Origin of the sequence: Falsiroseomonas sp., assembly GCF_051860665.1 — a bacterium.
Taxonomy (GTDB): domain Bacteria; phylum Pseudomonadota; class Alphaproteobacteria; order Acetobacterales; family Acetobacteraceae; genus Falsiroseomonas.
In genome coordinates this window covers 86,048-108,561 of the sequence record NZ_JBHYDM010000003.1, presented here as the reverse complement: position 1 = coordinate 108,561, position 22,514 = coordinate 86,048, and the positions used below count along the sequence as shown (strand labels likewise).

Annotated in this window: 22 protein-coding genes; 14 read left to right on the top strand and 8 right to left on the bottom strand. The window is 71.3% G+C overall.

Annotation, left to right across the window (positions count from 1 at the left end; translation table 11 throughout):
* Positions 1-76: 76 nt before the first annotated feature.
* Together ACTIF1_RS03990 and ACTIF1_RS03985 are read right to left on the bottom strand one after the other, a co-directional pair.
* Positions 77-1,573 carry a CHAD domain-containing protein gene (locus tag ACTIF1_RS03990; protein ID WP_439595080.1) on the bottom strand — a complete coding sequence of 499 codons (1,497 nt, stop codon included), beginning with the start codon at positions 1,571-1,573 and terminating at the stop codon, positions 77-79.
* Entirely contained in the window at positions 1,573-2,115 is a 543-nt protein-coding gene (locus tag ACTIF1_RS03985; RefSeq protein ID WP_439595079.1) for a SixA phosphatase family protein, read from the bottom strand. The genes ACTIF1_RS03990 and ACTIF1_RS03985 overlap by 1 nt, the downstream gene beginning before the upstream one ends.
* 114 nt (positions 2,116-2,229) lie before the next feature.
* Here ACTIF1_RS03985 and ACTIF1_RS03980 point away from each other — a divergent pair, with 114 nt between their 5' ends.
* The 3 genes from ACTIF1_RS03980 to ACTIF1_RS03970 are packed head-to-tail and all read left to right on the top strand — an operon-like array spanning position 2,230 to position 5,116.
* Positions 2,230-2,952 (top strand): SDR family NAD(P)-dependent oxidoreductase, encoded by a 723-nt coding sequence (locus ACTIF1_RS03980; protein ID WP_439595078.1) that lies wholly within the window; start codon positions 2,230-2,232, stop codon positions 2,950-2,952.
* Entirely contained in the window at positions 2,952-3,554 is a 603-nt protein-coding gene (locus ACTIF1_RS03975; protein WP_439595077.1) for a DUF6134 family protein, read from the top strand. Before ACTIF1_RS03980 ends, ACTIF1_RS03975 begins: the two co-directional genes overlap by 1 nt.
* Positions 3,551-5,116 (top strand): cryptochrome/photolyase family protein, encoded by a 1,566-nt coding sequence (locus tag ACTIF1_RS03970; RefSeq protein ID WP_439595076.1) that lies wholly within the window; start codon positions 3,551-3,553, stop codon positions 5,114-5,116. The genes ACTIF1_RS03975 and ACTIF1_RS03970 overlap by 4 nt, the downstream gene beginning before the upstream one ends.
* A gap of 13 nt (positions 5,117-5,129) precedes the next feature.
* On the opposite strand, the gene ACTIF1_RS03965 is transcribed toward ACTIF1_RS03970, so the two are convergent.
* A complete protein-coding gene (locus ACTIF1_RS03965) occupies positions 5,130-7,001 on the bottom strand; it encodes a putative bifunctional diguanylate cyclase/phosphodiesterase (RefSeq protein ID WP_439595075.1) in 1,872 nt (623 codons plus the stop codon).
* Between the two features lie 182 nt (positions 7,002-7,183).
* On the opposite strand from ACTIF1_RS03965, the gene ACTIF1_RS03960 reads away from it, so the two are divergent.
* The 4 genes from ACTIF1_RS03960 (at position 7,184) to ACTIF1_RS03945 (ending at position 9,418) form a co-directional block, all read left to right on the top strand.
* A complete protein-coding gene (locus ACTIF1_RS03960) occupies positions 7,184-7,933 on the top strand; it encodes a YebC/PmpR family DNA-binding transcriptional regulator (protein ID WP_439595074.1) in 750 nt (249 codons plus the stop codon).
* A gap of 134 nt (positions 7,934-8,067) precedes the next feature.
* Positions 8,068-8,211 (top strand): hypothetical protein, encoded by a 144-nt coding sequence (locus tag ACTIF1_RS03955; protein WP_439595073.1) that lies wholly within the window; start codon positions 8,068-8,070, stop codon positions 8,209-8,211.
* The gene (locus ACTIF1_RS03950; protein ID WP_439595072.1) at positions 8,211-8,372 is read left to right on the top strand and encodes a DUF3309 family protein; all 162 of its coding nucleotides are present in this window, start codon (positions 8,211-8,213) and stop codon (positions 8,370-8,372) included. The genes ACTIF1_RS03955 and ACTIF1_RS03950 overlap by 1 nt, the downstream gene beginning before the upstream one ends.
* A 74-nt stretch (positions 8,373-8,446) precedes the next feature.
* The gene (locus ACTIF1_RS03945) at positions 8,447-9,418 is read left to right on the top strand and encodes a Bug family tripartite tricarboxylate transporter substrate binding protein (RefSeq protein WP_439595071.1); all 972 of its coding nucleotides are present in this window, start codon (positions 8,447-8,449) and stop codon (positions 9,416-9,418) included.
* A gap of 3 nt (positions 9,419-9,421) precedes the next feature.
* Here ACTIF1_RS03945 and ACTIF1_RS03940 read toward each other — a convergent pair whose 3' ends face one another.
* From ACTIF1_RS03940 to ACTIF1_RS03920, 5 genes are all read right to left on the bottom strand, one after another.
* On the bottom strand, positions 9,422-10,399 hold the full coding sequence (locus ACTIF1_RS03940) for a Bug family tripartite tricarboxylate transporter substrate binding protein (RefSeq protein ID WP_439595070.1): 978 nt from the start codon (positions 10,397-10,399) through the stop codon (positions 9,422-9,424).
* Positions 10,400-10,416: 17 nt separating this feature from the next.
* A complete protein-coding gene (locus ACTIF1_RS03935) occupies positions 10,417-11,424 on the bottom strand; it encodes a Gfo/Idh/MocA family protein (protein WP_439595069.1) in 1,008 nt (335 codons plus the stop codon).
* 89 nt (positions 11,425-11,513) lie between these two features.
* Positions 11,514-12,605, bottom strand: a complete 1,092-nt coding sequence (locus ACTIF1_RS03930; protein WP_439595068.1) for a type I restriction endonuclease — start codon at positions 12,603-12,605, stop codon at positions 11,514-11,516.
* A gap of 107 nt (positions 12,606-12,712) precedes the next feature.
* Complete coding sequence (locus tag ACTIF1_RS03925) at positions 12,713-13,693, bottom strand: ABC transporter substrate-binding protein (protein ID WP_439595067.1); 981 nt, start codon at positions 13,691-13,693, stop codon at positions 12,713-12,715.
* Between the two features lie 4 nt (positions 13,694-13,697).
* Positions 13,698-14,672 carry a tripartite tricarboxylate transporter substrate-binding protein gene (locus ACTIF1_RS03920; protein ID WP_439595066.1) on the bottom strand — a complete coding sequence of 325 codons (975 nt, stop codon included), beginning with the start codon at positions 14,670-14,672 and terminating at the stop codon, positions 13,698-13,700.
* Between the two features lie 120 nt (positions 14,673-14,792).
* Between ACTIF1_RS03920 and ACTIF1_RS03915 the strand changes: the two genes are divergently transcribed.
* The 7 genes from ACTIF1_RS03915 to ACTIF1_RS03885 all read left to right on the top strand — a co-directional run bounded on the left by ACTIF1_RS03915 (position 14,793) and on the right by ACTIF1_RS03885 (position 22,511).
* A complete protein-coding gene (locus ACTIF1_RS03915) occupies positions 14,793-15,737 on the top strand; it encodes a 4-hydroxy-tetrahydrodipicolinate synthase family protein (protein WP_439595065.1) in 945 nt (314 codons plus the stop codon).
* Between the two features lie 13 nt (positions 15,738-15,750).
* Entirely contained in the window at positions 15,751-17,067 is a 1,317-nt protein-coding gene (locus ACTIF1_RS03910; protein ID WP_439595064.1) for a sulfite oxidase, read from the top strand.
* A gap of 47 nt (positions 17,068-17,114) precedes the next feature.
* Positions 17,115-18,431, top strand: coding sequence for a sulfite oxidase (locus ACTIF1_RS03905; RefSeq protein WP_439595063.1), 1,317 nt, complete (start codon positions 17,115-17,117; stop codon positions 18,429-18,431).
* On the top strand, positions 18,428-18,838 hold the full coding sequence (locus ACTIF1_RS03900; protein WP_439595062.1) for a hypothetical protein: 411 nt from the start codon (positions 18,428-18,430) through the stop codon (positions 18,836-18,838). The genes ACTIF1_RS03905 and ACTIF1_RS03900 overlap by 4 nt, the downstream gene beginning before the upstream one ends.
* Positions 18,839-18,934: 96 nt before the next feature.
* Complete coding sequence (locus ACTIF1_RS03895) at positions 18,935-21,688, top strand: autotransporter domain-containing protein (protein WP_439595061.1); 2,754 nt, start codon at positions 18,935-18,937, stop codon at positions 21,686-21,688.
* Positions 21,689-21,765: 77 nt separating this feature from the next.
* Positions 21,766-22,107, top strand: a complete 342-nt coding sequence (locus tag ACTIF1_RS03890; RefSeq protein ID WP_439595060.1) for an STAS domain-containing protein — start codon at positions 21,766-21,768, stop codon at positions 22,105-22,107.
* The gene (locus ACTIF1_RS03885) at positions 22,104-22,511 is read left to right on the top strand and encodes an ATP-binding protein (protein WP_439595059.1); all 408 of its coding nucleotides are present in this window, start codon (positions 22,104-22,106) and stop codon (positions 22,509-22,511) included. The genes ACTIF1_RS03890 and ACTIF1_RS03885 overlap by 4 nt, the downstream gene beginning before the upstream one ends.
* Positions 22,512-22,514 lie beyond the last annotated feature (3 nt).

Sequence of the window (22,514 nt, the reverse complement as noted above, 5' to 3'; positions counted from 1 at the left end):
CACCTACGGGTAACCCATGCACCCGGAGGGGCGCAACCCATTCATTATCTTAATATTTAGGCGAAGAAAATTCGTTTCACCTTTGATTCCAGAAGGCTTCCGCCGACAGCAGCGCAGCCCAGGCTTTCCCGGCCCGGGCGCGGGCACGACGCGACCGCGCCAGCACCCAGCCCTCCGCCACGCCGGCCGCCCAGGCACCGTCTCCCGCCGCGATACTCTCTACCAGGGCGCGTGCCACGCTCGAATCATTCGCCAGCCCGAACTGCTCCTGCATCTCCGCCAGGCGCTCCAGGAATCGCCGGCTGCGCTTGCGGCCGAACAGCGGTGCGAAGAGCTCGGCCAGGTAGCGCAGCCGCTTGCCGTCCAGCCGCAGCGCGTGGAACTCGGCATCCGGCAGATGCGCGATGTCCTCCCCCACCGCCTGCATGCGCTTCCAGGCCTTGCCGAGAAGGTGGCTCGCGAGATCCTCCAGCGGCGCCTCGCGCCGCGCCGCCGCCGCCTCATCCGCCTCGGCGTGCCATGGGGCGCGGATGTCGAGCGCCACCGCCTGCCACAGCAAGTGGCGATAGGCCGGGGCCGCCATCAGCCCGCGCAGCGTGGCATAGGCCGCTTCGCGCTTGCGCTGCCCTGCTGCCAGCAGCGCGGCGATGCGGGGCTCGCCGGGCAGCACCTCGGCCAGTTCGGCGCCGAGCCCGGCCAGGAAGACGTCCCAGTCCCGCGCCGGGCCCAGGGTCTGCGCCAGCCCCTTCAGCCCCTGGTCGAAATGCCGCAGCGCCGGCGCATCCGCGGCCGGGCGGAAGGCGCGGAGGGCGGAGCGCAGCCGGCGCAGCGCGACGCGCATCTGGTGCACGCCGCTGGGGTCCTGCCCGGCTTCCGCAACCGGGGCATGCCAGACCAGCACCTCCACCAGATGGCCCAGCAGCAGCCGCAGCGCCGCTTCCACGCCGAGATCGGTCGAGAGCCGCGGCGCACCGAGCCGGCGCGGGCGCAGCGCCGCCTGCTGCGCGAAGGCGCGCGCCTCCTCTGCCAGCGCGGCGCGCGGCGGCAGCAGGGGCAGCGCCTCGGCCAGGGCCAGCATGGTCTCCAGCACCGCCTCGGCCGGGCCGGAAAGCGTCACCCGGGCGATCGGACACTCGCCCGGCAGGCCGGGGCCGAGGCCGCGCAGCACGCCATGCAGCAGGCTGGCCTCCACGGCGCCGGCAAGCGGCACGCTGACGCGGCGCCCGGTGAAGCCGGCCTGTGGCAGCAGCGCGGCGCCCTCGGCGGCCTCCGGCGCCACATCGGGGGCGAGGGTCTCCTCCACCGCGACCGGGCTGCCCGGGCGCCAGGGCGCGCCGGCCTCAGGCAGGGTCCGCAGCAGGCGGCGCGGCGCCCGCGGGCCGGGCCCGGCCTCCAGCGCCAGCCCGGCCTCGGCCAGGGTTCCGCGGGCGGTATCCAGCCAGGTCAGCGCCACGGCGACGGAGCGCGTGCGCCCGGCGCGGCGGCCGGAGAGGGCGGGATGGCGGAAGAAGGTCTGCGCCAGCGCGGGGTCCAGCACCGCCTCCAGCACCAGGGGCGGCTCGGTGGCTGACATCAGGCGGGCAGCTCCTCGGCGGAGGGCAGGTCGGCCGGCTGCAACACGCGCAGCAGCCGCCCGCCGCCGGCCTCCAAGCGGTTCCAGGGCAGGGCGATGGAGAATTCGGTGAGCGTGCCGGTCGGATAGCCATCGGCCAGCCGCCGCGTCATCGGCGTGGCGGCGGCCATGGCGGCGGGGCCGGCCAGCGCCATGGCCAGGTCGTGCAGGCCGGGATTATGGCCCAGCAGCAGCACGCTGCGCGCCGTCTCCCGCACCCCGCGCAGCACGTCCAGCAGGCTGGGCCAGGCGGCGAGGTAGAGGTCGTCCATCGGCTCCACCAGCGGCGGCCCCTCCAGCGGGGCCAGCGCCTCCAGCGTCTGAAGCGTGCGGCGGGCGGAGGAGACCAGCACGATATCCGGCGCCAGGCCGAGGTCCCGCATCGCCGCCCCCATGGCAACAGCCGCCCGGCGGCCGCGCGCATTCAGCGGGCGGGCGTGGTCCGAAAGGCGCGGGTCGTCCCAGGAGGACTTCGCGTGCCGCAGCAACAGCAATTGGCGCATGGTGGCTACAGCATGCCATGCCGGGGGGCGATTGGCGACCGATGCGCCGGATGATGGCTTTTCCTTCACCGTGCCGGGGCCATCTGTGGCCCCTTTGGCTTGGGAATGGATCAAATGGTCGGTCAGGTGCTGGTCTTCGGGGCCACGGGTGGGGTGGGGGCGGCGCTGGCGCGGCGGCTGGCGGCGCGGGGTGCCAAACCCTTCCTGGTGGCGCGGCGGGAGGCGCCGCTGGCCGCGCTGGCGGCCGAGCTGGGCTGCGGCCACATGGCGGCCGACCTGCTGGACCCGGCGGCGCGCCAGGCGGCGGTGGCCGCGGCCGGCAGCCCGCTCGCGGGGCTTGCCATCTGCGTCGGCTCCATCCTGCTGAAGCCGCTGGCGCGGGTGAGCGAGGCGGATCTGGTCGAGACCTTCCGCCTGAACGCCGCCGGCCCGGCGCTGGCGGTGCAGGCGGCGGCGCCGGCGCTGGCGGCGGGGAAGGGATCCGTGGTGCTCTTCTCCTCCGTCGCGGCGCGCACCGGCTTTGCCAATCACGTGGCGATCGGGGCGGCCAAGGCGGCTGTCGAGGGGGCGACGGTGGCCTTGGCGGCCGAACTCGCGCCACATATCCGCGTCAACTGCATCGCGCCGAGCCTGACCCGCACGGCGCTCGCCGAACCCCTGACCCGGAGCCCCCAGATGGCCGAAGCCATTGCCAAGCAGCACCCGATCCCCCGGCTGGGAGAGGCCGAGGATGTGGCCGCGCTGGCCGATTTCCTGCTGTCGGAGGACGCCGGCTGGATGACGGGCCAGGTGATCGGCGTGGATGGCGGGCGCGGCGCCATCGCGGGGCGCGGGTGATGCGCCGGCGCGCGCTGCTGGCCGCGGTGCCGGCGATGCTGGCGGCGGAAGCCCTGGCGGCCCCGGCGGACCTCGCCTTCCGCATCCTGCGCGGCGGTTCCAGCGTCGGCACCCATCGCGTCCGCTTCCGGGAGGAGGCAGGGCTGCTGGAGGCCGTCAGCGACGTGCAGATCGAGGTGAAGCTGATGGGCTTCACCGTCTTCCGCTACAACCACCGCACGGCGGAGCTCTGGCGGGGTGACCGGATGGTCTCGCTTTCCTCCCGCCTCGAGAAGAACGGCACCACCACCGTCTGCGAGGCGCGGGCGGAGGGCGAGGCGCTGGTGCTGCGCGGGCCGGAGGGGGCGCAGCGCCTGCCGGCCCAGGCGGCGCCGCTGACCTGGTGGCGCATGGCAACGCTGCGCCCCGGCGTGCCGCTGATCGACCCGCGCCAGGCGCAGCTGGTGACGCCGGAGCTGCGCATCACCCGGCCGCAGGGCGGTACCCGCGTGGTGCTGGTGGGCGGCGAGGGGGCGGATGTGCTCTACGACGCCGCCGGCACCTGGGTGGGCTTCGCCACCACCGGCGAGGATGGCAGCGCGGTGCGCTACGAACGCGCGTGACGACGCTTCGCCTCGTCCTCGGCGACCAGTGCAGCGAAGGCCTCTCGGCGCTGGAGGGGGTTGCGCCCGGCGATGTGGTGCTGATGGCGGAGGTGCGCGCGGAATGCACCTATGTGCGGCACCACAAGCAGAAGATCGTGCTCGTGCTCTCCGCCATGCGCCATTTTTCCGAGTTGCTGCGCCAGCGTGGCATCAACGTGGACTATGTGAAGCTGGACGATCCGGCGAATACGCAAACCCTGGCCGGGGAGGTGGCGCGGGCGGCGGCGGCGCATGGCGCGAGCCGCATCGTCTGCACCCATCCTGGCGAATTCCGGGTGTTGGCGGATATGCAGGGCTGGGAGAAGGCCACCGGCCTGCCGGTCGAGATCCGGGACGACACCCGATTCCTTTGCAGCATCGATCGCTTCCGCGCCTGGGCGGGGGAGAAGAAGCAGCTGCGGATGGAGTATTTCTATCGCGAGATGCGGCGTGCCAGCGGCCTGCTGATGGAGGCCCCGGACGAGCCCGCCGGCGGCCAGTGGAATTTTGACGCCGAGAACCGCGCCGCGCTGCCCGCCGGGCTGGTGCCGCCCAAGCCGCGCCGCTTCGCCCCCGATGCCCTGACGCGCGAGGTGATGGAATTGGTCGAGCGCGAATTCCCCGACCATTTCGGCAAGTTGCAAAAATTCGGGTGGCCGGTGACGGCGGCGCAGGCGGGGCAGGCGCTGGAGGATTTCATCGCCCATCGCCTGCCGCGCTTCGGCGACTACCAGGACGCCATGGCGGAGGGCGAGGCGACCCTGTTCCACGCCCTGGTCGGCGCCGCGCTGAATTGCGGGCTGCTGCGGCCGATGGAGGTGTGCCGCGCGGCGGAGGCCGCCTGGCGCCGCGGTGATGCGCCGCTGAACGCCGTGGAGGGATTCGTCCGCCAGATCCTCGGCTGGCGCGAATATGTCCGCGGCCTCTACTGGCTGAAGATGCCGGGCTACCGGGACACGAATGCGCTGGAGGCACACCGGCGCCTGCCCTGGCTCTACTGGTCCGGCGAGACGGCGATGGCCTGCATGGCCGCCGCCATCGGCCAGACGCGGGACCTGGCCTATGCGCACCACATCCAGCGGCTGATGGTCACCGGCAATTTCGCCCTTCTGGCCGGCATCGAACCGGCCGAGGTGAATGACTGGTACATGGTCGTCTATGCCGACGCCTATGAATGGGTGGAGCTGCCCAATGTGCAGGGCATGGCGCTGCATGCCGATGGCGGGGTGATGGCCTCAAAACCCTATGCGGCAAGCGGGGCTTATATCAACCGCATGTCGAACCACTGCCGCGGCTGCGCCTATGACGTGAAGCGGCCGACGGGGAAGGGCGCCTGCCCCTTCAATTTCCTCTACTGGGACTTCATCGCCCGCCATTCGGCCCGCTTCGCCAAGAATCCGCGCATGGCGATGCCGCTGCGGACGCTGGCGCGGATGGACCCGCAAAAGGTCGCGGCGATGCGGGCGGAGGCGAAGGCCTTTCTCGATGCGCTGGAGGGTGGGGTGGAGCCGATGCGGGCGGCATCCGGGCGGCTGTTGTAGCGCCCCAAGACAATCACGCCGCGTTGCGCGAGGCCCGGCCCGATTCCTCGGCGATCAGCCGCCGCGCCGCCTCGGCCGGCATGGGGCGGCCGAAGAGCCAGCCCTGGCCCTGTTCGCAACCCTCCGCCGTCAGGATGCGCGCCTGGTCCTCGGTCTCCACACCCTCCGCCACCACCGTCATGTCGAGGATCCGGCCCAGGCCCACGATGGTGGCGACGATCGCCGAAAGCTTCGGGTCGCGCGTCAGCTCCGTGACGAAGGCGCGGTCGATCTTCAGCTTGCCGAAGGGGAAACGCCAGAGATGCGCCAGGCTCGACCAGCCGGTGCCGAAATCGTCCATGGCGATGGAGACGCCGAGCCCCCGCAGGTCGCGCAGCAGGCGCACCACATCCTCGGTATCCTCCTGCAGCAGGCTCTCGGTGATCTCGAGCTCCAGCCGGTGCGGCGAGAGGCCGGAGCGCGCCAGCGCATCGGCCACGGTGCAGACCAGGTCGCCATGGCGGAACTGGGCGGGGGAAAGGTTCACCGCCACGCGGTAATCGCCGGGCCAGCGCGCGGCCTCGGCGCAGGCGGCGCGGATCACCCAGGCGCCGAGCGGCACGATCAGCCCGTTCTGCTCGGCCATGGCGACGAATTCGGCGGGCGGGATCATGCCGCGCGTCGGATGCGGCCAGCGCAGCAAGGCCTCGAAGCCGGTCAGGCGGCGGTCGCGCAGGCGGCGCTGCGGCTGGTAGTGCAGGAGCAGCGCCTGGGCCTCGATCGCCTGCCGCAGGTCGGATTCGATCTCCCGCCGTGCGCGGATCGCCTCGTCCATCGCCGGTTCGAAGCCCCGGATGGCGGGCTCCGGCTGGCCGCGGGCGGCGGAGAGCGCGGCCTCGGCGCGGGCCAGCAGCAGTTCCGCCTCCTCCCCATCCTGCGGCGCCACGGCCAGGCCGAGCTCGACGCCCAGCGTCAGCCCGCCGCCACAGGCCAGGGGCAGCGGCTCGGCCAGCGCCGTGGCCAGGCGCTCCGCCAAGGTGATGGCGTCCTCGTCGCCGATGATGGCGGTCTGCACCACGGCGAAGCGGTCGGCGGAGAGTCGCGCCACGGTATCCTCCCGCCGAACCAGGGTGCGCAGGCGCAGCGCCAGCGCCTCCAGCACCGCATCGCCGGTGGCGCGGCCATGCACCGCATTCACGTCCCGGAAGCCGCGGAGGTTGAGCACGAGCACGCCGACCTGCAGCCCCGCCGGCCGGGCCACGGCCAGGGCGAGGGCCAGGCGCTCGCGCAATTCGGCATGGGTGGCGAGGCCGGTCAGGCTGTCGTGGCGCAGCAGGTAGCGGGCCCGGGCGGCGGCCGCCTCCTCCTGCCGGCCGCGCCGGCCGAGCCAGACCAGCAGCAGCAGGGTGGTGGCGCCGAAGGCGGCGATGCTGGCCTGGGCCAGGCGGAAGGCCTGCCGCAGCGCGGCGCGGCGCCCGGCATCGCGCAGCGAGACCACCAGCCGACCGGCCACGCCTTCGGCATCGCGCACCGGCGCCTCCGCCTGCGGCAGGCGCCCGGGCGGGCCATCGGGCGGCGGGCTCTGGAAGAGCACCTGGCCCTCCGGCCCGAGCAGCTGGAAGCCGGCGATCTCCACCACTTCCGGCACGCCGCCGAGATGCGCGAAGACGGCGGGGTCCGTGCCGCCGGCACGCAGCAGGGCGGGCAGGCCGGGCTCCCGCCGCAGCATCCCGGCCACCAGGGATTCGGTCCAGAGCACCGCGCCGCCATGCAGCACGCGGTCCAGCAGCACCTGGTTCACCCCGATGGCGGCCAGGGTGAGCAGCAGGGCGCAGGCCATCAGCCGTCGCACCAGGCGGTGGACCGTGTCCGTCGGTGGATCAGCCGAATGCGCGGGTCGGGCCATGCGGGCAGTCTGGACCGCATTGGTGAACCTGGGATTGAGAAGCCGGCCGGCCAGGGCGCCGATCGGGGCGGATTTGCCGCCTTGGGGGGCGGCCCGGTATAGCGAGGGCGCACGGAGGCGCGAGGCGGCCCAGGCCGCGGCCCGGGCGCCCGCCGCAGGATCGACAGACGGAGAGTGAGGCCATGGCCGGCCATAGCCACGCGAAGAACATCATGCACCGCAAGGCGGCGCAGGGGGCGAAGAAGGCGGCCGCCTTCGGCAAGCTGATCCGGGAAATCTCCGTCAGCGCCAAGCAGGGCCTGCCTGACCCGGCCATGAACCCGCGCCTGCGCGCCGCGGTGAAGGCGGCGCTGGTGGCCAATATGACGCGCGACACCATCGACCGCGCCATCAAGCGCGCGGTGACCGCCGGGGTGGGCGAGGACTACCAGGAGATGCGCTACGAGGGCTACGGCCCCTATGGCATCGCCGTGATCGTCGAGGCGCTGACCGACAACCGCAACCGCACCGGCGGCGACCTGCGCTCCATCTTCGCCAAGAATGGCGGCGCCCTGGGCGAGACCAATTCGGTGGCCTTCCAGTTCGAGCGCAAGGGCGTGCTGCGCTACCCGACCTCCGCCGCGGATGCCGATACCATGCTGGAGGCGGCGATCGAGGCCGGCGCCGGCGATGTGGAAAGCGGCCCGGACGGCCATGAGGTGTCCTGCGCGGTGGAGGATTTCGCCGCCGTCCGCGACGCGCTGGAGGCGAAGTTCGGCACCGCGGAGGCCGCCAAGCTGGAATGGTGGCCGACCACCACCGTGGACCTGGACGAGGAGCGGGCGCGGGAGGTGCTGAAGCTGCTCGACATCCTGGACGACCACGACGACGTGCAGAACGTCTATGCCAATTTCGAAGTGGATGCGGCGGCGATGGAGCGTCTGAGCGCCTGATGGGTCCAGGTCGCGCTTGGTCAAGCGCCGGTCACGAAGCCGTGTCGGCCTGAACTTCGCGGCAAATCCGGCGATCTGTTCTCAACCGCGACGATGACAATGCGTCGCGCGAGACCAGACGGGACCATCGAGACATGAGCCGCAACCTTCTCTACCCGGTGCTCGGCGTGGCGCTGATTGCCGTGGGGGCCTTCGGATACTGGGCCTGGCAGGAACAGAACCGCAGCGGCGTTGAGATCAACCTGGGCGGCCGCAGCATCAGCGTGGAGACCCGCTGATGCTCGGCACCATCCTCCTCATCGTCCTGGTCCTCATCCTGCTCGGCGGCGTCAGCGGGCGCTTCGGCGGCTATGGCTATGGCTTCGGCCATGGCGGCATGGGCCTGGTCGGCACCGTGCTGATCATCGTCGTGGTGCTGCTGGTGCTGGGCCGGATCTGAGACACCGGTTGCATCCAGGCTTGGCCTGGCGCGGAATTGGGGCGATCATCCGGGCAACCGGAGGAGACAAAGCCATGACCCTGTTCCCGCGCCGGGCCGCGCTCGCCCTGCCCCTGGCCGCCCTGGCCAGCCCGGCCCTGGCCCAGCCCGCCTGGCCGTCGCGGCCGATCCGCCTGGTGGTGCCCTTCGCACCCGGCGGCACCACCGATGTGATGGCCCGGCTGATCACGGACCGCCTGGCGCCGAAGCTGGGCCAGCCGATCATCGTCGAGAACCGGCCCGGCGCCGGCGCCACCATCGGCGCGGCCATGGTGGCGCAGGCGGAGCCGGATGGGCTGACCCTGCTGATGTCGAACAGCGGCTCGCATGGCGTCTCGCCCAGCCTCTATCCGAACCTGCCCTATGACCCGATGGGCGATTTCACCCATGTGGCGCTGGTGGTCACCAGCCCCTCCGTGCTGGTGGTCACCAAGGCGAACCCGGCCCAGGACCTGGCGCAGTTCATCGCCAATGTCCGCCGCGCCGGGGAGATCGACTTCGCGGTCTCGGGCATCGGCAGTTCCAGCCACCTGACCGGGCTGCGGCTCGGCATGGCGCTCGGCGTGAAGGTCACGCCCATTCCCTATCGCGGCGCGGGGCCCGCGATGACGGATACCATCGCCGGCGTGGTGCCGGCGATGATGGACAGCCTGCCCTCCGCCGCGCCGCATATCGCCGCCGGCAGCGTCCGCGCGCTCGCGATCTCCGGCGCCGAACGCTCCGCCCGCTACCGGGATGTGCCCACGCTGAAGGAAAGCGGGGTGGATGTGGTGAACTATGCCTGGTTCGGCATCTCGGGCCCGGCCCGCCTGCCGCCCGCCATCGTGTCCAGGCTGGCCACCTCGATCCGCGAGATCATGTCCGACCCCGTGACCATCGCACGCTTCGAGGAGCTGACCGGCGCGCCGCCGCCCGAGAGCACGCCGGAGAGTTACACCGCCTTCGTCCGCTCCGAGATCGAAAGCTTCGCGCCGATCGTCCGCGCGGCGGGCATCGAGGCGCGCTGACCTTCAGCGGGCCGGCGCGGCATTCACCCGCCGGCCGATCTCCTCCGCCAGGCGGCCCTGGGCGGCGACGAAGGCGGTGAATTCGGCGGGGGGCATGGCGATGCCCTCCAGCCCCAGCGTGTCGAATTGCGCGCGCACCTCAGGCTCCGCCACCGCCGTGGCGATGGCGGCATGGATGCGCTGCACCAGGGCGGGCGGCGCGCCGGCCGGCAGCCAGAGGCCGAACCAGTTCACCACCGCAAAACCGGGCAGGCCGGATTCGGCCATGGTCGGCACCTCCGGCAGGCCCTTCCAGCGCCGCGCGCCGGTCAGGGCGATGGCGCGCAGGCGGCCGGCGCGGACATGCTCCAGCGCGATATTCGTGCCGACGAAGAACATGTCGACGCGCCCGCCCAGCAGATCCGCCGCTGCCTCCGCCACGCCGCGATAGGGGATGGAGAGCACGTCGATGCCCGCCATGGACTTCATCAGCTCCGCCGGGATGTGGCTGGCGGTGCCATTGCCGGCATTGGCATAGGTCAGCCGCCCCGGCTCCCGCTTCGCCAGCGCGATCAGCTCCTCCAGGTTGTTGGCCTGGACGGAGGGATGCACCACCAGTGCCTGGCCGAAATTCTGCACGGCCAGCGTCACATGGGTGAAGTCGCCGATCGGGTCGAAGGTCACATTGGGATTGAAGGGCGGCGTATTGACGTGGGAGGCCGTGGTGAAGAGCCACGTATAGCCATCCGCCGGCTGCCGCGCGACGTAGGCGGTGCCGATCACGCCGCCGGCGCCGGCGCGGTTTTCCGTCACCAGCGGCTGGCCCAGCAGCGCGGTGACGCGCGGCGCGATGGCGCGCAGGATCAGGTCCGGCGGCCCGCCGGGCGGGGAGGGGACGACGACGCGGATCGGCCGGCTGGGCCAGTCGGCCTGCGCCCTTGCCGGGGTGGCGAGGCCAAGGCCGGCGGCGCCCAGCATCCAGTGGCGGCGGGTGATCTGCATGGCCCGGAACTCCTGCGTCAGATGCGGACGGGACCCTGGGAGCGGATGGAGGCCATGATCGCCTCCAGCACCTCCACATTATGCACGGCATCGCCGCCCGGCTCGGCCAGCGGCGCGCGGGCCTGGGCCTGGCGGGCGAAATGCTCCAGCTCGGCGCGTTCCGTGCTGGTCCTGGGGAAGCTGATCACCTCCGGCCGCTGCTTCGCCGTGATATTGTCGGGGTCGATGCGGCAGATGGTGAGGTCCCAGGTGGTCAGGTGCTCGACATCGCCCACCGAGACCCAGGCCTTGCTGCCGAAGACCTGCATGCGCCAGGTCTCCGCCGTGGCGATGATGGTGGCGAGAGTGCCGGTGGCGCCGCTGGCGAAGCGCAGCAGCATGGAGGTGGTGTCGTCCATGCCGAAACCCTGGACGAGCCGGAAACTCTGCGCCGTGACCTGCTCGATGGGGCCGGCGAGGTAGAGCATGGCATCCACCACATGCACGCCGCGCCCGGTCATGCCACCCGCCGGCGCCTCGGCGCGGTCGTGGCGCCAATGGCCCTCGGGGAAGCGATAGGCGCTGGGGCCGCAGAAATTGCCCTCCAGATGCAGCACGCGGCCGAGCGAGCCATCCTCGATCATGCCGCGGATGGCCAGCAGCGCCGGCTGGTAGCGCCAGTTGTAGCCGACGCCGAGGGTGACGCCGGCCTCCGCACAGGCCTGGGCGGCGCGCTGCGCTTCCTCCGCGCTGACGCCGAGCGGCTTTTCCGTGAACACATGCTTGCCCGCGGCCGCGGCGGCGATGATCTGGCCGGTGTGCTGGCGGTGCGGGGTGGCGAGCACGACGGCATCGATCCCAGGATCGGCCAGCGCGGCCTCGTAGCTCGCGATCTCCCGCAGCCCATGGGCGGCGGCGAAGTCCCGCGCCTTGGCGGGGGTGCGGGTGGCGAAGGCGGTGAAGCGGATGAGCTCGCTCTGCCCCTGCACGCTGCGGACCAGATGCTGGCCCCAGGTGCCGAGGCCGATGATGGCGGCGCGGATCATGCCGGGGAGGTTCCTGTCTGGGATACAGGATCATTCACCATTTGGCATGGGCGGCATAGCCCGGCCAGCGCGATAGCGCTGCGGTCAGCTCAGTTGGTATCAGGGCTCAAATAGCCGGCGACGGCCTTTTGAAGCTCATCGCCGAGGCTGTAGATGTCCTCCAGACTTCCGATCTCGTGCCGCGTCTCGACCTTGTTGACGAAGATCCCGACGCGCTTCTTCCTCCCCTCCAGATACAGGCGTGCGATTGGACGGCGATTGTTATCGTCCAGCAGCACGGCGCAGTAGGAGGCGGCGTCGCGGATCATCACGCGACGCACATCCACGTTCTTGCGCAGGATCGCGCGGATCGTCCTGAAGGCCTCGAGCTCTTCCTCGGTCGTCTTGATCGCACCCGCGGTCTCCTCGGCGGGTTTCGCGTCGGCTACGGGTGGCGGAGTTGACGCGCCCAGCGCAGTTGTCGACGCGGCCGGACGATCGATTGCGTCCTTCAGGCGCTGATTTGCCTGATCCCTCAGTATATCCGCTATGCATGAGAGGATCATTGCGCCGTACCGCTGCCTGACCTCCGCAGTGAGATTGCCCTCATGTACGCGGCGCCCGATCATCCTGACGAATTCCTCCGTCGGTTGCGCGAACTCCTTCCGCAGTGCATCGGAGATCAGCGACTTCAGTTTCAGGTCGCTGGCGGCCGAGATGATGCCGTTGACTGAGAACTTGGAAGCCGAGAATTTCTCCAGTTCCGCAAGGTCGGCGTCAGCATACTCCAGCACCGAGAAGATGAAGAACGGCTTGTCATCCATCTTATTGGGCGCATCGAGGTCCGTAAAAAAACGCCACTCGCGGCCGTTGGTCAGTACTCCGAAGCGCGCCTTTGTCACCGAGAAATAACGATACAGCTGGGAAGCATGAACGGTCGCGAGGTCCGAGAGGATCGGCTTGCACTCGATCAGGATGGCAACCTCACCATCGACCATTATGGCGTAATCGACCTTCTCGCCCTTCTTGACGCCAAAATCGGCCGTGAACTCAGGAATCACGATGCTCGGATCGAAGACGTCATAGCCCAGCGCGCGTAGCATAGGCATGACCAGGGCGTTCTTGGTCGCTTCCTCAGTCAGAAGCCCACCCGCGTTCTCAGCGCGTGATCTGATCGGCACAAGTTGCTCTCGAAGTGCCACGCGTGTCTCCTCCCCGCTTTATGTTACGAGAGGCTATCGGAATAGCTGGGGGATTGGGAGTGGGTATTTATTGATCGGTTGCGATGGGCGTGGCTTACGGCGGCGCCTCAGCCTTCCCCCACCCCCTCCGCAAAAACCTCCGCCACCGCCAGCCGCCGCCGCGACAGGTGCTGGGCGTGGGACCAGCGGCAGATCGCCTCCAGCTCCGCGCGATTGGCCGCGATGCCATAGGTCCAGGGATCGGGGCCCAGCAGCGCCTTGGTCGCGGCCCATTCCTCCGCATGGAAGGGCAGCATCTGGGTGAGCGAGGAGTGGCGGAGGTCGGCCTCGATATCGGCCAGCGCCAGGCGCTTCGCCTCCGCGAAGGCCTCCATCAGCCGCGGCGCGAGGGAGGGTTCGCGGCCCAGGATGTCCTGGCGGATGCCGATCAGGTGCATGATGGGGTGGAAGCCGGTGCGGCGGTGCCAGTCCCGCGCCGCGGCGCGCGGATCGGGGAACAGCCGCACCACGCGCGGATCGCCGGCGGCGAAGGCGGCGGGTTCGGTGGGGGAGAGGATGGCATCCAGCTCGCCGGCCAGCAGCGCCTCGTTCAGCGTGCCGGGGATGGGCTGCACATCCATCCCTGGCGGCAGTTCCAGCGGCAGGCGTTCCCGCCGCCCCGCCGCATTGGTGCCGGCGGTGCGCCAGGCGATGCCGTTCACCTCGACGCCGTGGTCGTCCGAAAGAATGCCGCGCAGCCAGAGGCCGAGCGTCATCTGGTATTCCGGGATGCCGACGCGGCGCCCATCCAGGTCCTTCGCCGTGCGGATGCCCGCATTGGCGCGCAGATAGATGCAGCCATGCCGGAAGGCGCGGGAGACGAAGGCGGGGATGGCGGCATAGGCGGCCTCCCCGCGCGAGAGCTGCAACAGGTGGGAGGAGAGCGAGAGCTCCGTCACGTCGAACTCGGCCCGCGAGAAGGCGCGCGGAAAGCTCTGCTCGGAATGGATCGGCACCTGCACCAGGCGGACGCCCGGGATCCGCACGCGCCCATCGAACAGGGCGCGCACGCGGTCATAGGGGGCGCAGGCGACGGTCAGTGTCAGCAAGGCCTCAATCCGCCCGGATGCCGGCGCGGGCGATCAGCACCCGGAAACGCTCCAGCTCGCTGGCGATCAAGGTGCGAAAGGCTTCGGGCGTGCGGGGGGCGGCGTCGGCGCCCTCGGTCACCAGCCGCGCCTTGAGGTCGGCATCCCCCAAAAGTCCGTTCACCGCGGCATTGATGCGCGCCACCACCTCGGGCGGCGTCGCGGCGGGGGCGACGAGGCCGTGCCACTGCACCACCTCGAAGCCCGGCAGGGCGGTGGCGGCGATGGGGGTGAGGCCGGGCAGGGCGTCGGAGGGGGTGAGCGCGCTCATCCCAAGGCCCAGCAGCCGCCCGTCGCGGATCGAAGGCAGCACCACGGGGGCGCCGGCGAAACTCGCCTTCAGGCGTCCGGCGATCAGGTCCGCCAGCATCGGGCCATTGCCGCGATAGGGCACATGCACCAGCTCGATCCCCGCCGCGTCGCAGAAGGCGGCCATGGTGATGTGGGACGCCGCGCCATTGCCGGCGCTGCCGTATTCCAGCGTGCCGGGATTGGCTTTCGCCAAGGCGATGAACTCGGCGGCCGTACGTGCCTGGACGCCGGGATGGATGGTCAGGATGGAGGGCAGGGTGGCGACCAGCGCCACGGGCGCGAAATCGCGCAGCACGTCATAGGGGTTGTTCGGATAGATCCAGGGATTGACCGCCAGCGTGCCGACATGGCCCCACATCAGCGTATGGCCATCGGCCGGGCTGCGGGCCACCGCCACCGCCCCCACCGTGCCGCCGGCGCCGCCACGGTTCTCCACCACCACCGGATGCCCGCCCAGCGCCTGCTGCAGCTTCAGCGCCACCGGCCGGGCCAGCAGGTCGTTCGATCCGCCGGGCGGGAAGGGCACCACGATGGTGATGGGCCGCGACGGCCAGGGCGCCTGGGCCAAGGCGGGTGCGGCGAGCGGCGTAAGCAGGGTGGCGCGGAGCAGGCTGCGGCGTGTCGGCATTCGGACGATCCTTCCCGGCAATTGTCCCTACAATTGCCCGCCCTGCTGCGCTGCGAAAGGGGGTGTAGCAAGGGGCCGGCCGGACTTGCTAGGCTCGCCGCCTTCGCCTGGAGAAAGCCGATGACCAAGATGCGGATCGAGGGATCCTTCGTCGCCCTGATCACCCCCTTCAACGCCGATGGCAGCGTCGATTTCGGCGGCTTCCGGACGCTGATCGACTGGCAGGCGAAGAACGGCACCTCCGCCGTGCTGATCATGGGCTCGACCGGCGAGGTCTCCATGCTGACGCCGGAGGAACGGCGCGAGATCGTCGAGAAGACGGCCAGGATGAAGACCGGGAACATGAAGATGTTCTACGGCTGCACCGGCACCAGCACGGCGGCGACCATCGCCTATCTCAGGCACGCCAAGGCCGCCGGCGCCGATGGCGCGATCCTGGCCGCGCCCGCCTATATCTGCGCGCCGGAAGACGACATCGAGGCCTTCTTCGCCGAATGCGCGGATGCGGTGGAGCTGCCGATCGGCATCTACAACAACCCGCCGCGGGTGAAGTCCGACCTGCATTGGGACCATCTGCTGCGGCTGATGAAGCACCCGAACATCGTCGTGCTGAAGGAAAGCACCACGCGGGTCGGCCAGGTGGCGCAGGTCTGCGCCGCGCAGCCGGACGCCACCATCATGTGCTGCGACAGCCCGAACCTCGGCCTGGTGGTGCCCACCATGTCGCTCGGCGGGCATGGCACGGCCAATATGACCGGCAATATCGACCCGGCGGGCCTGGCGCAGCTTTCCACCCCCTGGACGACGCCCGAGCAGTCCGTGGTCTTCCGCGAGACCTATCTGCGGCTGCTGCCGCTGCTGCACTTCACCTATTCGGCGATCAACCCGGTGGCGGTGAAGTCCCTGATGAAGGCGGTGGGGCTGCCGGCGGGCGACCTGCGCCGGCCGCTGACGGGCCTGAAGCCGGACCACCTGGCGCGCGGCCTGGCCATCGTGCGGAACCTCGGCCTGGATGCGCGTTACGGCTGGAAGACCGCGCCGGCCCTGCCGCTGGCGGCCGAATAGCGGAAGGGCGCGCATGGCGCAGGAAAGATCGGCCCAGGAGCTCTACCGCGACGATCCCGAACGCGCCGATGCCGAGGTCTTCGGCCGGCGCGGCGCGCTGGAAGGGCCGGCCCGGCAGGCGATGGAAGCGGCGGTCGGGGCCCCCATCCCGGCGGCCGCCACGCTGCCCGCGGGCACACTGCCCGCAGTCATCGGGCGGCCCGGCGCGCTGCCGCGGCTGACCATGCCCGGCAAGGCGGCGCTGCTGCTGCATGACGAGCGTCCGCTCTGCGCCGAGACGCCGGAGGTGCTGCTGGATGAGGCGGTGACCTCCGCCCATGCCATGTTCATCCGCAACAATGGCGGCATCCCGCCGGAGGTGGCGGATCCGCTGTCCTGGCGTTTCGTGGTGGATGGGGAGGTGAATGCGCCGCTGTCCCTGACGCTGGGCGACTTGCAGTCCCGCTTCCCGGTGGTGACGCGGCAGTTGCAGCTGGAATGCGGCGGCAATGGCCGCGCCTTCCACCAGCCGGCCGCGCGCGGCAACCCTTGGGGCAATGGCGCCATCAGCAATGGCGAATGGACCGGGGTGCGGCTGCGCGACGTGCTGCTGGCGGCGGGCCTCAAGCCCTCCGCCCGCTTCACGGGGCATTACGGCGCCGATCCGCACCTTTCGGGCGAGGCCGGGAAGGTCTCGATCGCGCGCGGCATGCGGATCGAGAAGGCGCTGGACGAGGATACGCTGCTGGCCTTCGCGCTGAACGGCCGACCGCTGCCGCATCTGCATGGCGCGCCGCTGCGCCTGGTGGTGCCGGGCTGGCCGGGCAGCCTCAGCCAGAAATGGCTGACCCGGATCTGGGTGCGGGACGTGCCGCATGACGGGCCGGGGATGGGCGGCACCAGCTATCGCGTGCCGCGCCATCCCGTCATGCCGGGCAGCGCGCAGGATGGGCGCGACTTCGTGGAGCTGGAGAGCATGCCCGTGCGCTCCATCCTCACCAGCCACGCGCATGGCGCGGTGCTGCCGGCGGGCACCCGGCACCTGGATCTGCGCGGCGCCGCCTGGGCCGGCGATCTTTCGGTGCAGGCGCAGCATGTCAGCCTGGATTTCGGCGCCACCTGGCAGCCCATGACGCTGTTCCCGGCCGCCAATCGCCATGCCTGGCAGCGCTGGCAGGGCCGCGTGGCGGTGCCGCGGGATGGCTATTACGAGGTCTGGTACCGCGCGACGGACAGCGCCGGGCGGATGCAGCCGCATGCCGCCGCCAATTGGAACCCGCAGGGCTATGGCGCCAATCCCATCAGCCGTGCCGCGGTATTCATCGGCAATCCGCTTGCGGCCACCGCGTGACGGGGTGATCCTTTCTCCAGCCATCACGGGCGGGAGGAAAACAGGCCATGACGCGCAGGACCGAACGGTCGATCCAGGAATTGTATCGCGATGACCCGGAGCGGGCCGATGCCCTGGCCTTTGGCCGCCGCGGCGCGCTGAAGGGCGCGGCGCTGGCCGCCATGGGCGGGGCGATCGGGGCCGCCATCCCCTTTGCCGGCAAGATGCCCGCCGGCACGCTGCCCGCCCTCTTCGCCCGCCCCGCCGCTGCGCAGGGCGCCGCCCCGGCCACGCTCCAGATGGAGGGCAAGGGCCCGCTCATCATCCAGGGCGAGCGGCCGCTGAATGCCGAGACGCCGGAGACCCTGCTCGATGAGCCGGTGACCTCCGCCCGGAACATGTTCATCCGCAACAATGGCGGCGTGCCGGATATGCCGGCGGACCCGAGGACCTGGAAGCTGACGGTGGACGGGGAGGTGAATACCCCGCTCGAGATCACCCTGGGCGAGCTCGAATCCCGCTTCCCCGTGGTGACCCGCCAGTTGCAGCTGGAATGCGGCGGCAATGGCCGCGCCGCCTTCGCGCCGCAGACCCGCGGCAACCAATGGGGCAATGGCGCCATCAGCAATGGCGAATGGACCGGCGTGCGGCTGCGGGACGTGCTGCAGGCGGCGGGGCTGAAGCCTTCCGCCGTCGCCACCGGCCATTACGGCGCCGACCCGCACCTCTCGGGCGAGCCAGGGCGGCCCTCCATCGCGCGCGGCATGCGCATCGCCAAGGCGATGGATGAGGATACGATCATCGCCTTCCGCCTGAATGGCCAGCCGATTCCCCTGGTGAATGGCGCGCCGCTGCGGCTGGTGACGCCGGGCTGGCCGGGCAGCCTCAGCCAGAAGTGGCTCACCCGCGTCTGGGTGCGGGACAAGCCGCATGACGGGCCAGGCATGGGCGGCACCAGCTATCGCGTGCCGCAGCGCCCGATCGTGCCGGGCAGCAACAACAACGGCGCCGATTTCCGGGACCTGGAGAGCATGCCCGTGCGCTCCATCCTCTCCTCCCACGAGCATGGCGCGCGGCTGCCGGCGAGCACGCGGTCGCTCGACCTGCGCGGCGCCGCCTGGGCCGGGGACCTGACGGTGCGGGCGGTGCATGTCAGCGTCGATTTCGGCGCGACCTGGACCGAGATGCAGGTGGCCGCCCCCACCAACCGCCATGCCTGGCAGCGCTGGACCGGCCGGGTGGCGCTGCCCTCCGACGGCTATTACGAGATCTGGTATCGCGCGACGGATAGCGAGGGGCGCATGCAGCCGCATCTTCCGGCGAACTGGAATCCGCAGGGCTATGGCGCCAATGCCATCAGCCGCGCGGCGATCCTGGTCGGATGAGGCTGCCCATTCTTCTGGCCCTGGCGCTGCTGCTTCCCGCGGCGGCGCAAGCCCAGACCGCTGCGCCCAATGGGGCGCAAGCCCAGACCGCTGCGCCCAGTGGGGCGCAAGGCCAGGCCGATGCGGCGCGCGCCATCGAGCGGACGGCGGAGGAGGAGACGGTGCTGGCGGAAGGCGAGGGCCGGTCCGAGGTCTTCGGCTATTGCACCGCCTGCCACAATACCGCGCTGATCCGCCGCAGCCGCTTCACCCGCCCGCAATGGGACGGGCTGATGGACTGGATGACGGAGCGCCACGGCATGAACCCGCTGGAGGGCGAGTTCCGCGAGACCATCGTCGACTACCTCGCGCGCCATTACGGCCCCGCCCAGGCGCCGGCCCGCGGGCGGAACCCCTTCCTCAATTGAGGAAGGGGCGTCGCCGGCCCGCGCGGTCGTGGCCGCTTAACCGCCCGTTCATTCCGCTGCCCTAACCCTTCCGGCCTCACCGCCAGGAAGGCACCCATGACTGCAAGACGCCCCATCTCCGCCCGCACCCTGCGCCGGACGGCGGGCCTGCTGCTCTCGGTCTCCGCCGTCGCGCTGCTGGCCGCCCTGCCGCAGCGCAGCGCCGCGGAGACCGCGACCTTCTTCGACAGCATCTTCGAGGGGCGCGCCGAATTCGACCAGCGCGTGGCCACGGCCGGTGGCACGGTGAACATGGACCTGCTGTCCGGGCTGACCAGCAACCAGACGAGCTGGGCGCGCAGCGCCTTCACCATCAGCTCCGGCAATGGCGCGACGCGCAGCACGCGCACCACCAGCTTCCAGAACGTGCAGGGGCCCAGCGGCACCTTCAACAGCGGCGACAGCGTCCGCATGGTCGCGGACAACAGCGATCCCGCCGGCAATGGCCTGGTCTTCGCCTTTTCCTCTCCGATCAACGCCTTCGCGATCGAGCTGGAAGGCTGGGCGACCTGCTGCTTCCCGAGCGCGCTCTACATCGCCTTCGATGGCGGCACGCCGATCCTGATCGGGACGGCGAACAGCAATACCGACAACCCCGGCACCGCCCGCTACAGCCAGACGATGACCTTCGTCGCGGCGATCAGCGACAGCGCCACCTTCTCCACCGTCGCCTTCTACGGCGACGCCACCGGCGATACGATGTGGGGCGGCGGCACGGTGCGCTACGCGCTGGTGCCGCTGGGCGGGCTTTCGGGCGGCGGCCAGGTGATCGACGGCAGCCAGGCCTTCTTCACCCAGTCGGATGGCGCCGCGCAGGCCACCACCGTGACCTTCAACGGCGGCACCTTCCGCCCGACCGAGGCCGCCGCGCTGACGCAGCCGGTGGTGATCCAGTCCGGCAATGGCATCATCGATACCAGCCAGGGGTCGGTCATCCTGCTCGGCGATATCAGCGGCCTCGGCCAGCTGCAGCTGCTGGGCGGCGGGGTGCTGACGCTGCAGGGCAATGCCAATAACACCGGCGGCGCGCAGGTGCAGGGCGGCACGCTGGCCATCCAGGGGGTCTTCCAGGGCGCGGTGACGGTGCTGGCCGGCGGCACGCTGACCGGCGGCGGCAGCATCGGCGGCGCCACCATCGACGGCATCCTCGCCCCCGGCAGTTCCCCGGGCAGCATGACCTTCACCGCGCCGGTCACCCTCGGCGCCGGCTCCACCCTGCGGCTCGAGATCGACGGGCCGGGCACCGGCACGGGCGCGGGCTCGCATGACCAGGTGCTGGTCACCGGCAGCGGCAGCACGCTGACCGCGGGCGGCACGCTGCAGCCGGTGCTGCGCGGCATCACAGGCTCCGCCACCAATACCTTCACGCCCGTGCTCGGCCAGTCCTTCCGGGTGATCCAGGCGCAGGGCGGGCTGCTCGGCAGCTTTGCCGGCCTGACCCAGCCGGCGGAGGGCCTGCCGGCCGGGGCGCGGCTCGATGCGCTCTATGGTCCCAATACGCTGGACCTCATCACCACGCCGGCCAGCTATGGCAATCTCGCCCCGCTCGGCCTCGGCCAGCGCAGCAATGAGGCGGCGGCCGGCGGCGCGCTGGATGCGATCCGCCCCGCGGCCGGCCTGCGGATGGAAGGCGACGCCGCCACCAGCTTCGCCGCCCTCTATGCCCTGCCGGGCGGTGAGATCGCCCCGGCGCTGAACCAGATCTCGGGCGGCATCCATTCGGACGCCCTGGCCGCCGCGCTGGCGCATCGCCGCCTGCTGGGGGCGGGCGTCACGCAGCGCATGGCCGCGATCCGCGCCGGCGATCCCGCCTTGGTGGCCGCGCAGGGCGCGCTGGCGCCGCGCGTGGCGCTGGACAATGCGCGCAACGTGCAGATGAGCGCCATGCCCGGCGCCGGCACGGCGCCGGACTGGGATGCGGGCGCGGGCTTCGGCGATGGCGCCGATGGCGGGGAGGCGGGCTTTGGCGGCTGGTCCGTCTGGGGCCGGGCGCTGGGCAGCTGGGGCAGCACGGATGGCGATGGCCGCGCGGCCGGCTATTCCCGCCAATCCGGCGGCGCGCTGGTCGGCGCCGACCGGACCGTCGCGCCGGGCCTTTCGGCCGGCATCGCGCTGGGCTTCCTGCGCGGCACGGTGGATGGCGATGGCGGCACCGGGGAGGTGCGGCTCGACAGCTACCAGGCCAGCCTCTACGGCCTCTATGCGCCGCCCGTCGCCGGGCGGGCGAAGCCCTTCGTCGATGCCATGCTGGGCACCGGCCTGAGCCGCTACGACAGCCGCCGTAATATCAGCTTCGGCACGCTCTCCCGCCGCGCCAATGCCGATAGCGAGGGGACGGATGTGACGGCGGAGCTCGGCTTCGGCCTGACCACGCGGCTGGAGGATGGGGTGGAGCTGGAGCCCCGCGCCTTCCTGCGCTGGGACCGCATCGCCCGCGGCAGCTTCACGGAGACCGGGGCGGAGTCGCTGAACCTCGCCGTCGATGGCCGGGACGCGGATGCGTTGCGCGCCGGAATCGGCCTCAGCGCCGCGCGCACCTACCGGCTGGCCGATGGCACCCGGCTGCGGCCGGAGGCGCGCATCGGCTATGCCCGCGAATTGCAGGAGGGGCTGGGCCGCGGCACGCATCGCCTGGGCGGCGCCGCCTTCAGCGTGGAATCGGCCCGCACCGGGCGGGATGCGCTGACCGCCGGACTCGGCGCCACCGCCTATCGCGGCGACCACTTCGCCGTGGTGGCGGATTACGACCTGGCGCGCACCAGCGGCGGCACGGAGCATGTGCTGACACTGGGCCTGCGCTGGGTCTGGTAGCCACTGTCAGCAAACTGTCACGCCGCGAGGACGGGGTGCGGTCTAGACAACCGCGCCTCGTTTCACGGAGACCGTCAGTGCGCTTCGAAGTGGTTGAGATCAGCCCCACGGCCAACAAGGTGCTGCTGGTGGGGCGCCTGGACGCCACCACGGTGGGACAGGTGGAAACCCCCTTCACCGCGGCGGTCGCCGCCTCCGGCCGCAATGCCCTGCTGGACCTGACCGGGCTGGAATTCCTCTCCTCCCTCGGCATCCGCCTGCTGCTCTCCTCCGCCCGCGTGGTTGCGCGGCGCGGCGGCATCGTGGTGCTCTTCGGTGCCCAGCCCATGGTGGCGGAGGTGCTGGAGGCGATGGCGCTGGAGCAGGTGCTGCCGCTGGTGGCCACCGAGGCCGAGGCGATGGCCCGCCTGCCGGGATGACCCTGCGACTCGCGGTGCCGATCTCCCTCGCCGGGCTGGAGGCCCTGCAGGACGGGGTCGAGGCCTGGGCGGTGGGGCAGGGGGTGCCCGCCGGCCTGCAGCTGCGGCTGCGGCTGGTGATCGAGGAACTGGTCGCCAATCTGGTGGCGCATGCCACCTGGCCGGGCGCGGCCGCGGCGCGGCTGGAATGCCGCTGGGAAAATGACGCGCTGCGGCTGGTGCTGGAGGATACGGCGCAGCCCTTCGACCCGCGCGAGACGCCGGACCCGGCCCCTGCCGACCTGGCGGATGTGGCGGTCGGCGGGCTGGGCCTCGCCCTGGTGCGGCGGATGTCGAGGGAGCTGGCCTATGGCCGCGCCCCGGATGGCTGGAACCGCACGGCGCTGACCATCCGCCCGGCTTGAGGC

Coding starts and splice junctions, on each gene's coding strand:
- ACTIF1_RS03950 (WP_439595072.1), top strand. CDS start 8,211: ATGCTCGGCACCATCCTCCTCATCGTCCTGGTCCTCATCCTGCTCGGC.
- ACTIF1_RS03910 (WP_439595064.1), top strand. CDS start 15,751: ATGGCGCAGGAAAGATCGGCCCAGGAGCTCTACCGCGACGATCCCGAA.
- ACTIF1_RS03980 (WP_439595078.1), top strand. CDS start 2,230: ATGGTCGGTCAGGTGCTGGTCTTCGGGGCCACGGGTGGGGTGGGGGCG.
- ACTIF1_RS03975 (WP_439595077.1), top strand. CDS start 2,952: ATGCGCCGGCGCGCGCTGCTGGCCGCGGTGCCGGCGATGCTGGCGGCG.
- ACTIF1_RS03895 (WP_439595061.1), top strand. CDS start 18,935: ATGACTGCAAGACGCCCCATCTCCGCCCGCACCCTGCGCCGGACGGCG.
- ACTIF1_RS03905 (WP_439595063.1), top strand. CDS start 17,115: ATGACGCGCAGGACCGAACGGTCGATCCAGGAATTGTATCGCGATGAC.
- ACTIF1_RS03920 (WP_439595066.1), bottom strand. CDS start 14,672: ATGCCGACACGCCGCAGCCTGCTCCGCGCCACCCTGCTTACGCCGCTC.
- ACTIF1_RS03945 (WP_439595071.1), top strand. CDS start 8,447: ATGACCCTGTTCCCGCGCCGGGCCGCGCTCGCCCTGCCCCTGGCCGCC.
- ACTIF1_RS03985 (WP_439595079.1), bottom strand. CDS start 2,115: ATGCGCCAATTGCTGTTGCTGCGGCACGCGAAGTCCTCCTGGGACGAC.
- ACTIF1_RS03935 (WP_439595069.1), bottom strand. CDS start 11,424: ATGATCCGCGCCGCCATCATCGGCCTCGGCACCTGGGGCCAGCATCTG.
- ACTIF1_RS03960 (WP_439595074.1), top strand. CDS start 7,184: ATGGCCGGCCATAGCCACGCGAAGAACATCATGCACCGCAAGGCGGCG.
- ACTIF1_RS03955 (WP_439595073.1), top strand. CDS start 8,068: ATGAGCCGCAACCTTCTCTACCCGGTGCTCGGCGTGGCGCTGATTGCC.
- ACTIF1_RS03990 (WP_439595080.1), bottom strand. CDS start 1,573: ATGTCAGCCACCGAGCCGCCCCTGGTGCTGGAGGCGGTGCTGGACCCC.
- ACTIF1_RS03900 (WP_439595062.1), top strand. CDS start 18,428: ATGAGGCTGCCCATTCTTCTGGCCCTGGCGCTGCTGCTTCCCGCGGCG.
- ACTIF1_RS03915 (WP_439595065.1), top strand. CDS start 14,793: ATGACCAAGATGCGGATCGAGGGATCCTTCGTCGCCCTGATCACCCCC.
- ACTIF1_RS03965 (WP_439595075.1), bottom strand. CDS start 7,001: ATGGCCCGACCCGCGCATTCGGCTGATCCACCGACGGACACGGTCCAC.
- ACTIF1_RS03940 (WP_439595070.1), bottom strand. CDS start 10,399: ATGCAGATCACCCGCCGCCACTGGATGCTGGGCGCCGCCGGCCTTGGC.
- ACTIF1_RS03885 (WP_439595059.1), top strand. CDS start 22,104: ATGACCCTGCGACTCGCGGTGCCGATCTCCCTCGCCGGGCTGGAGGCC.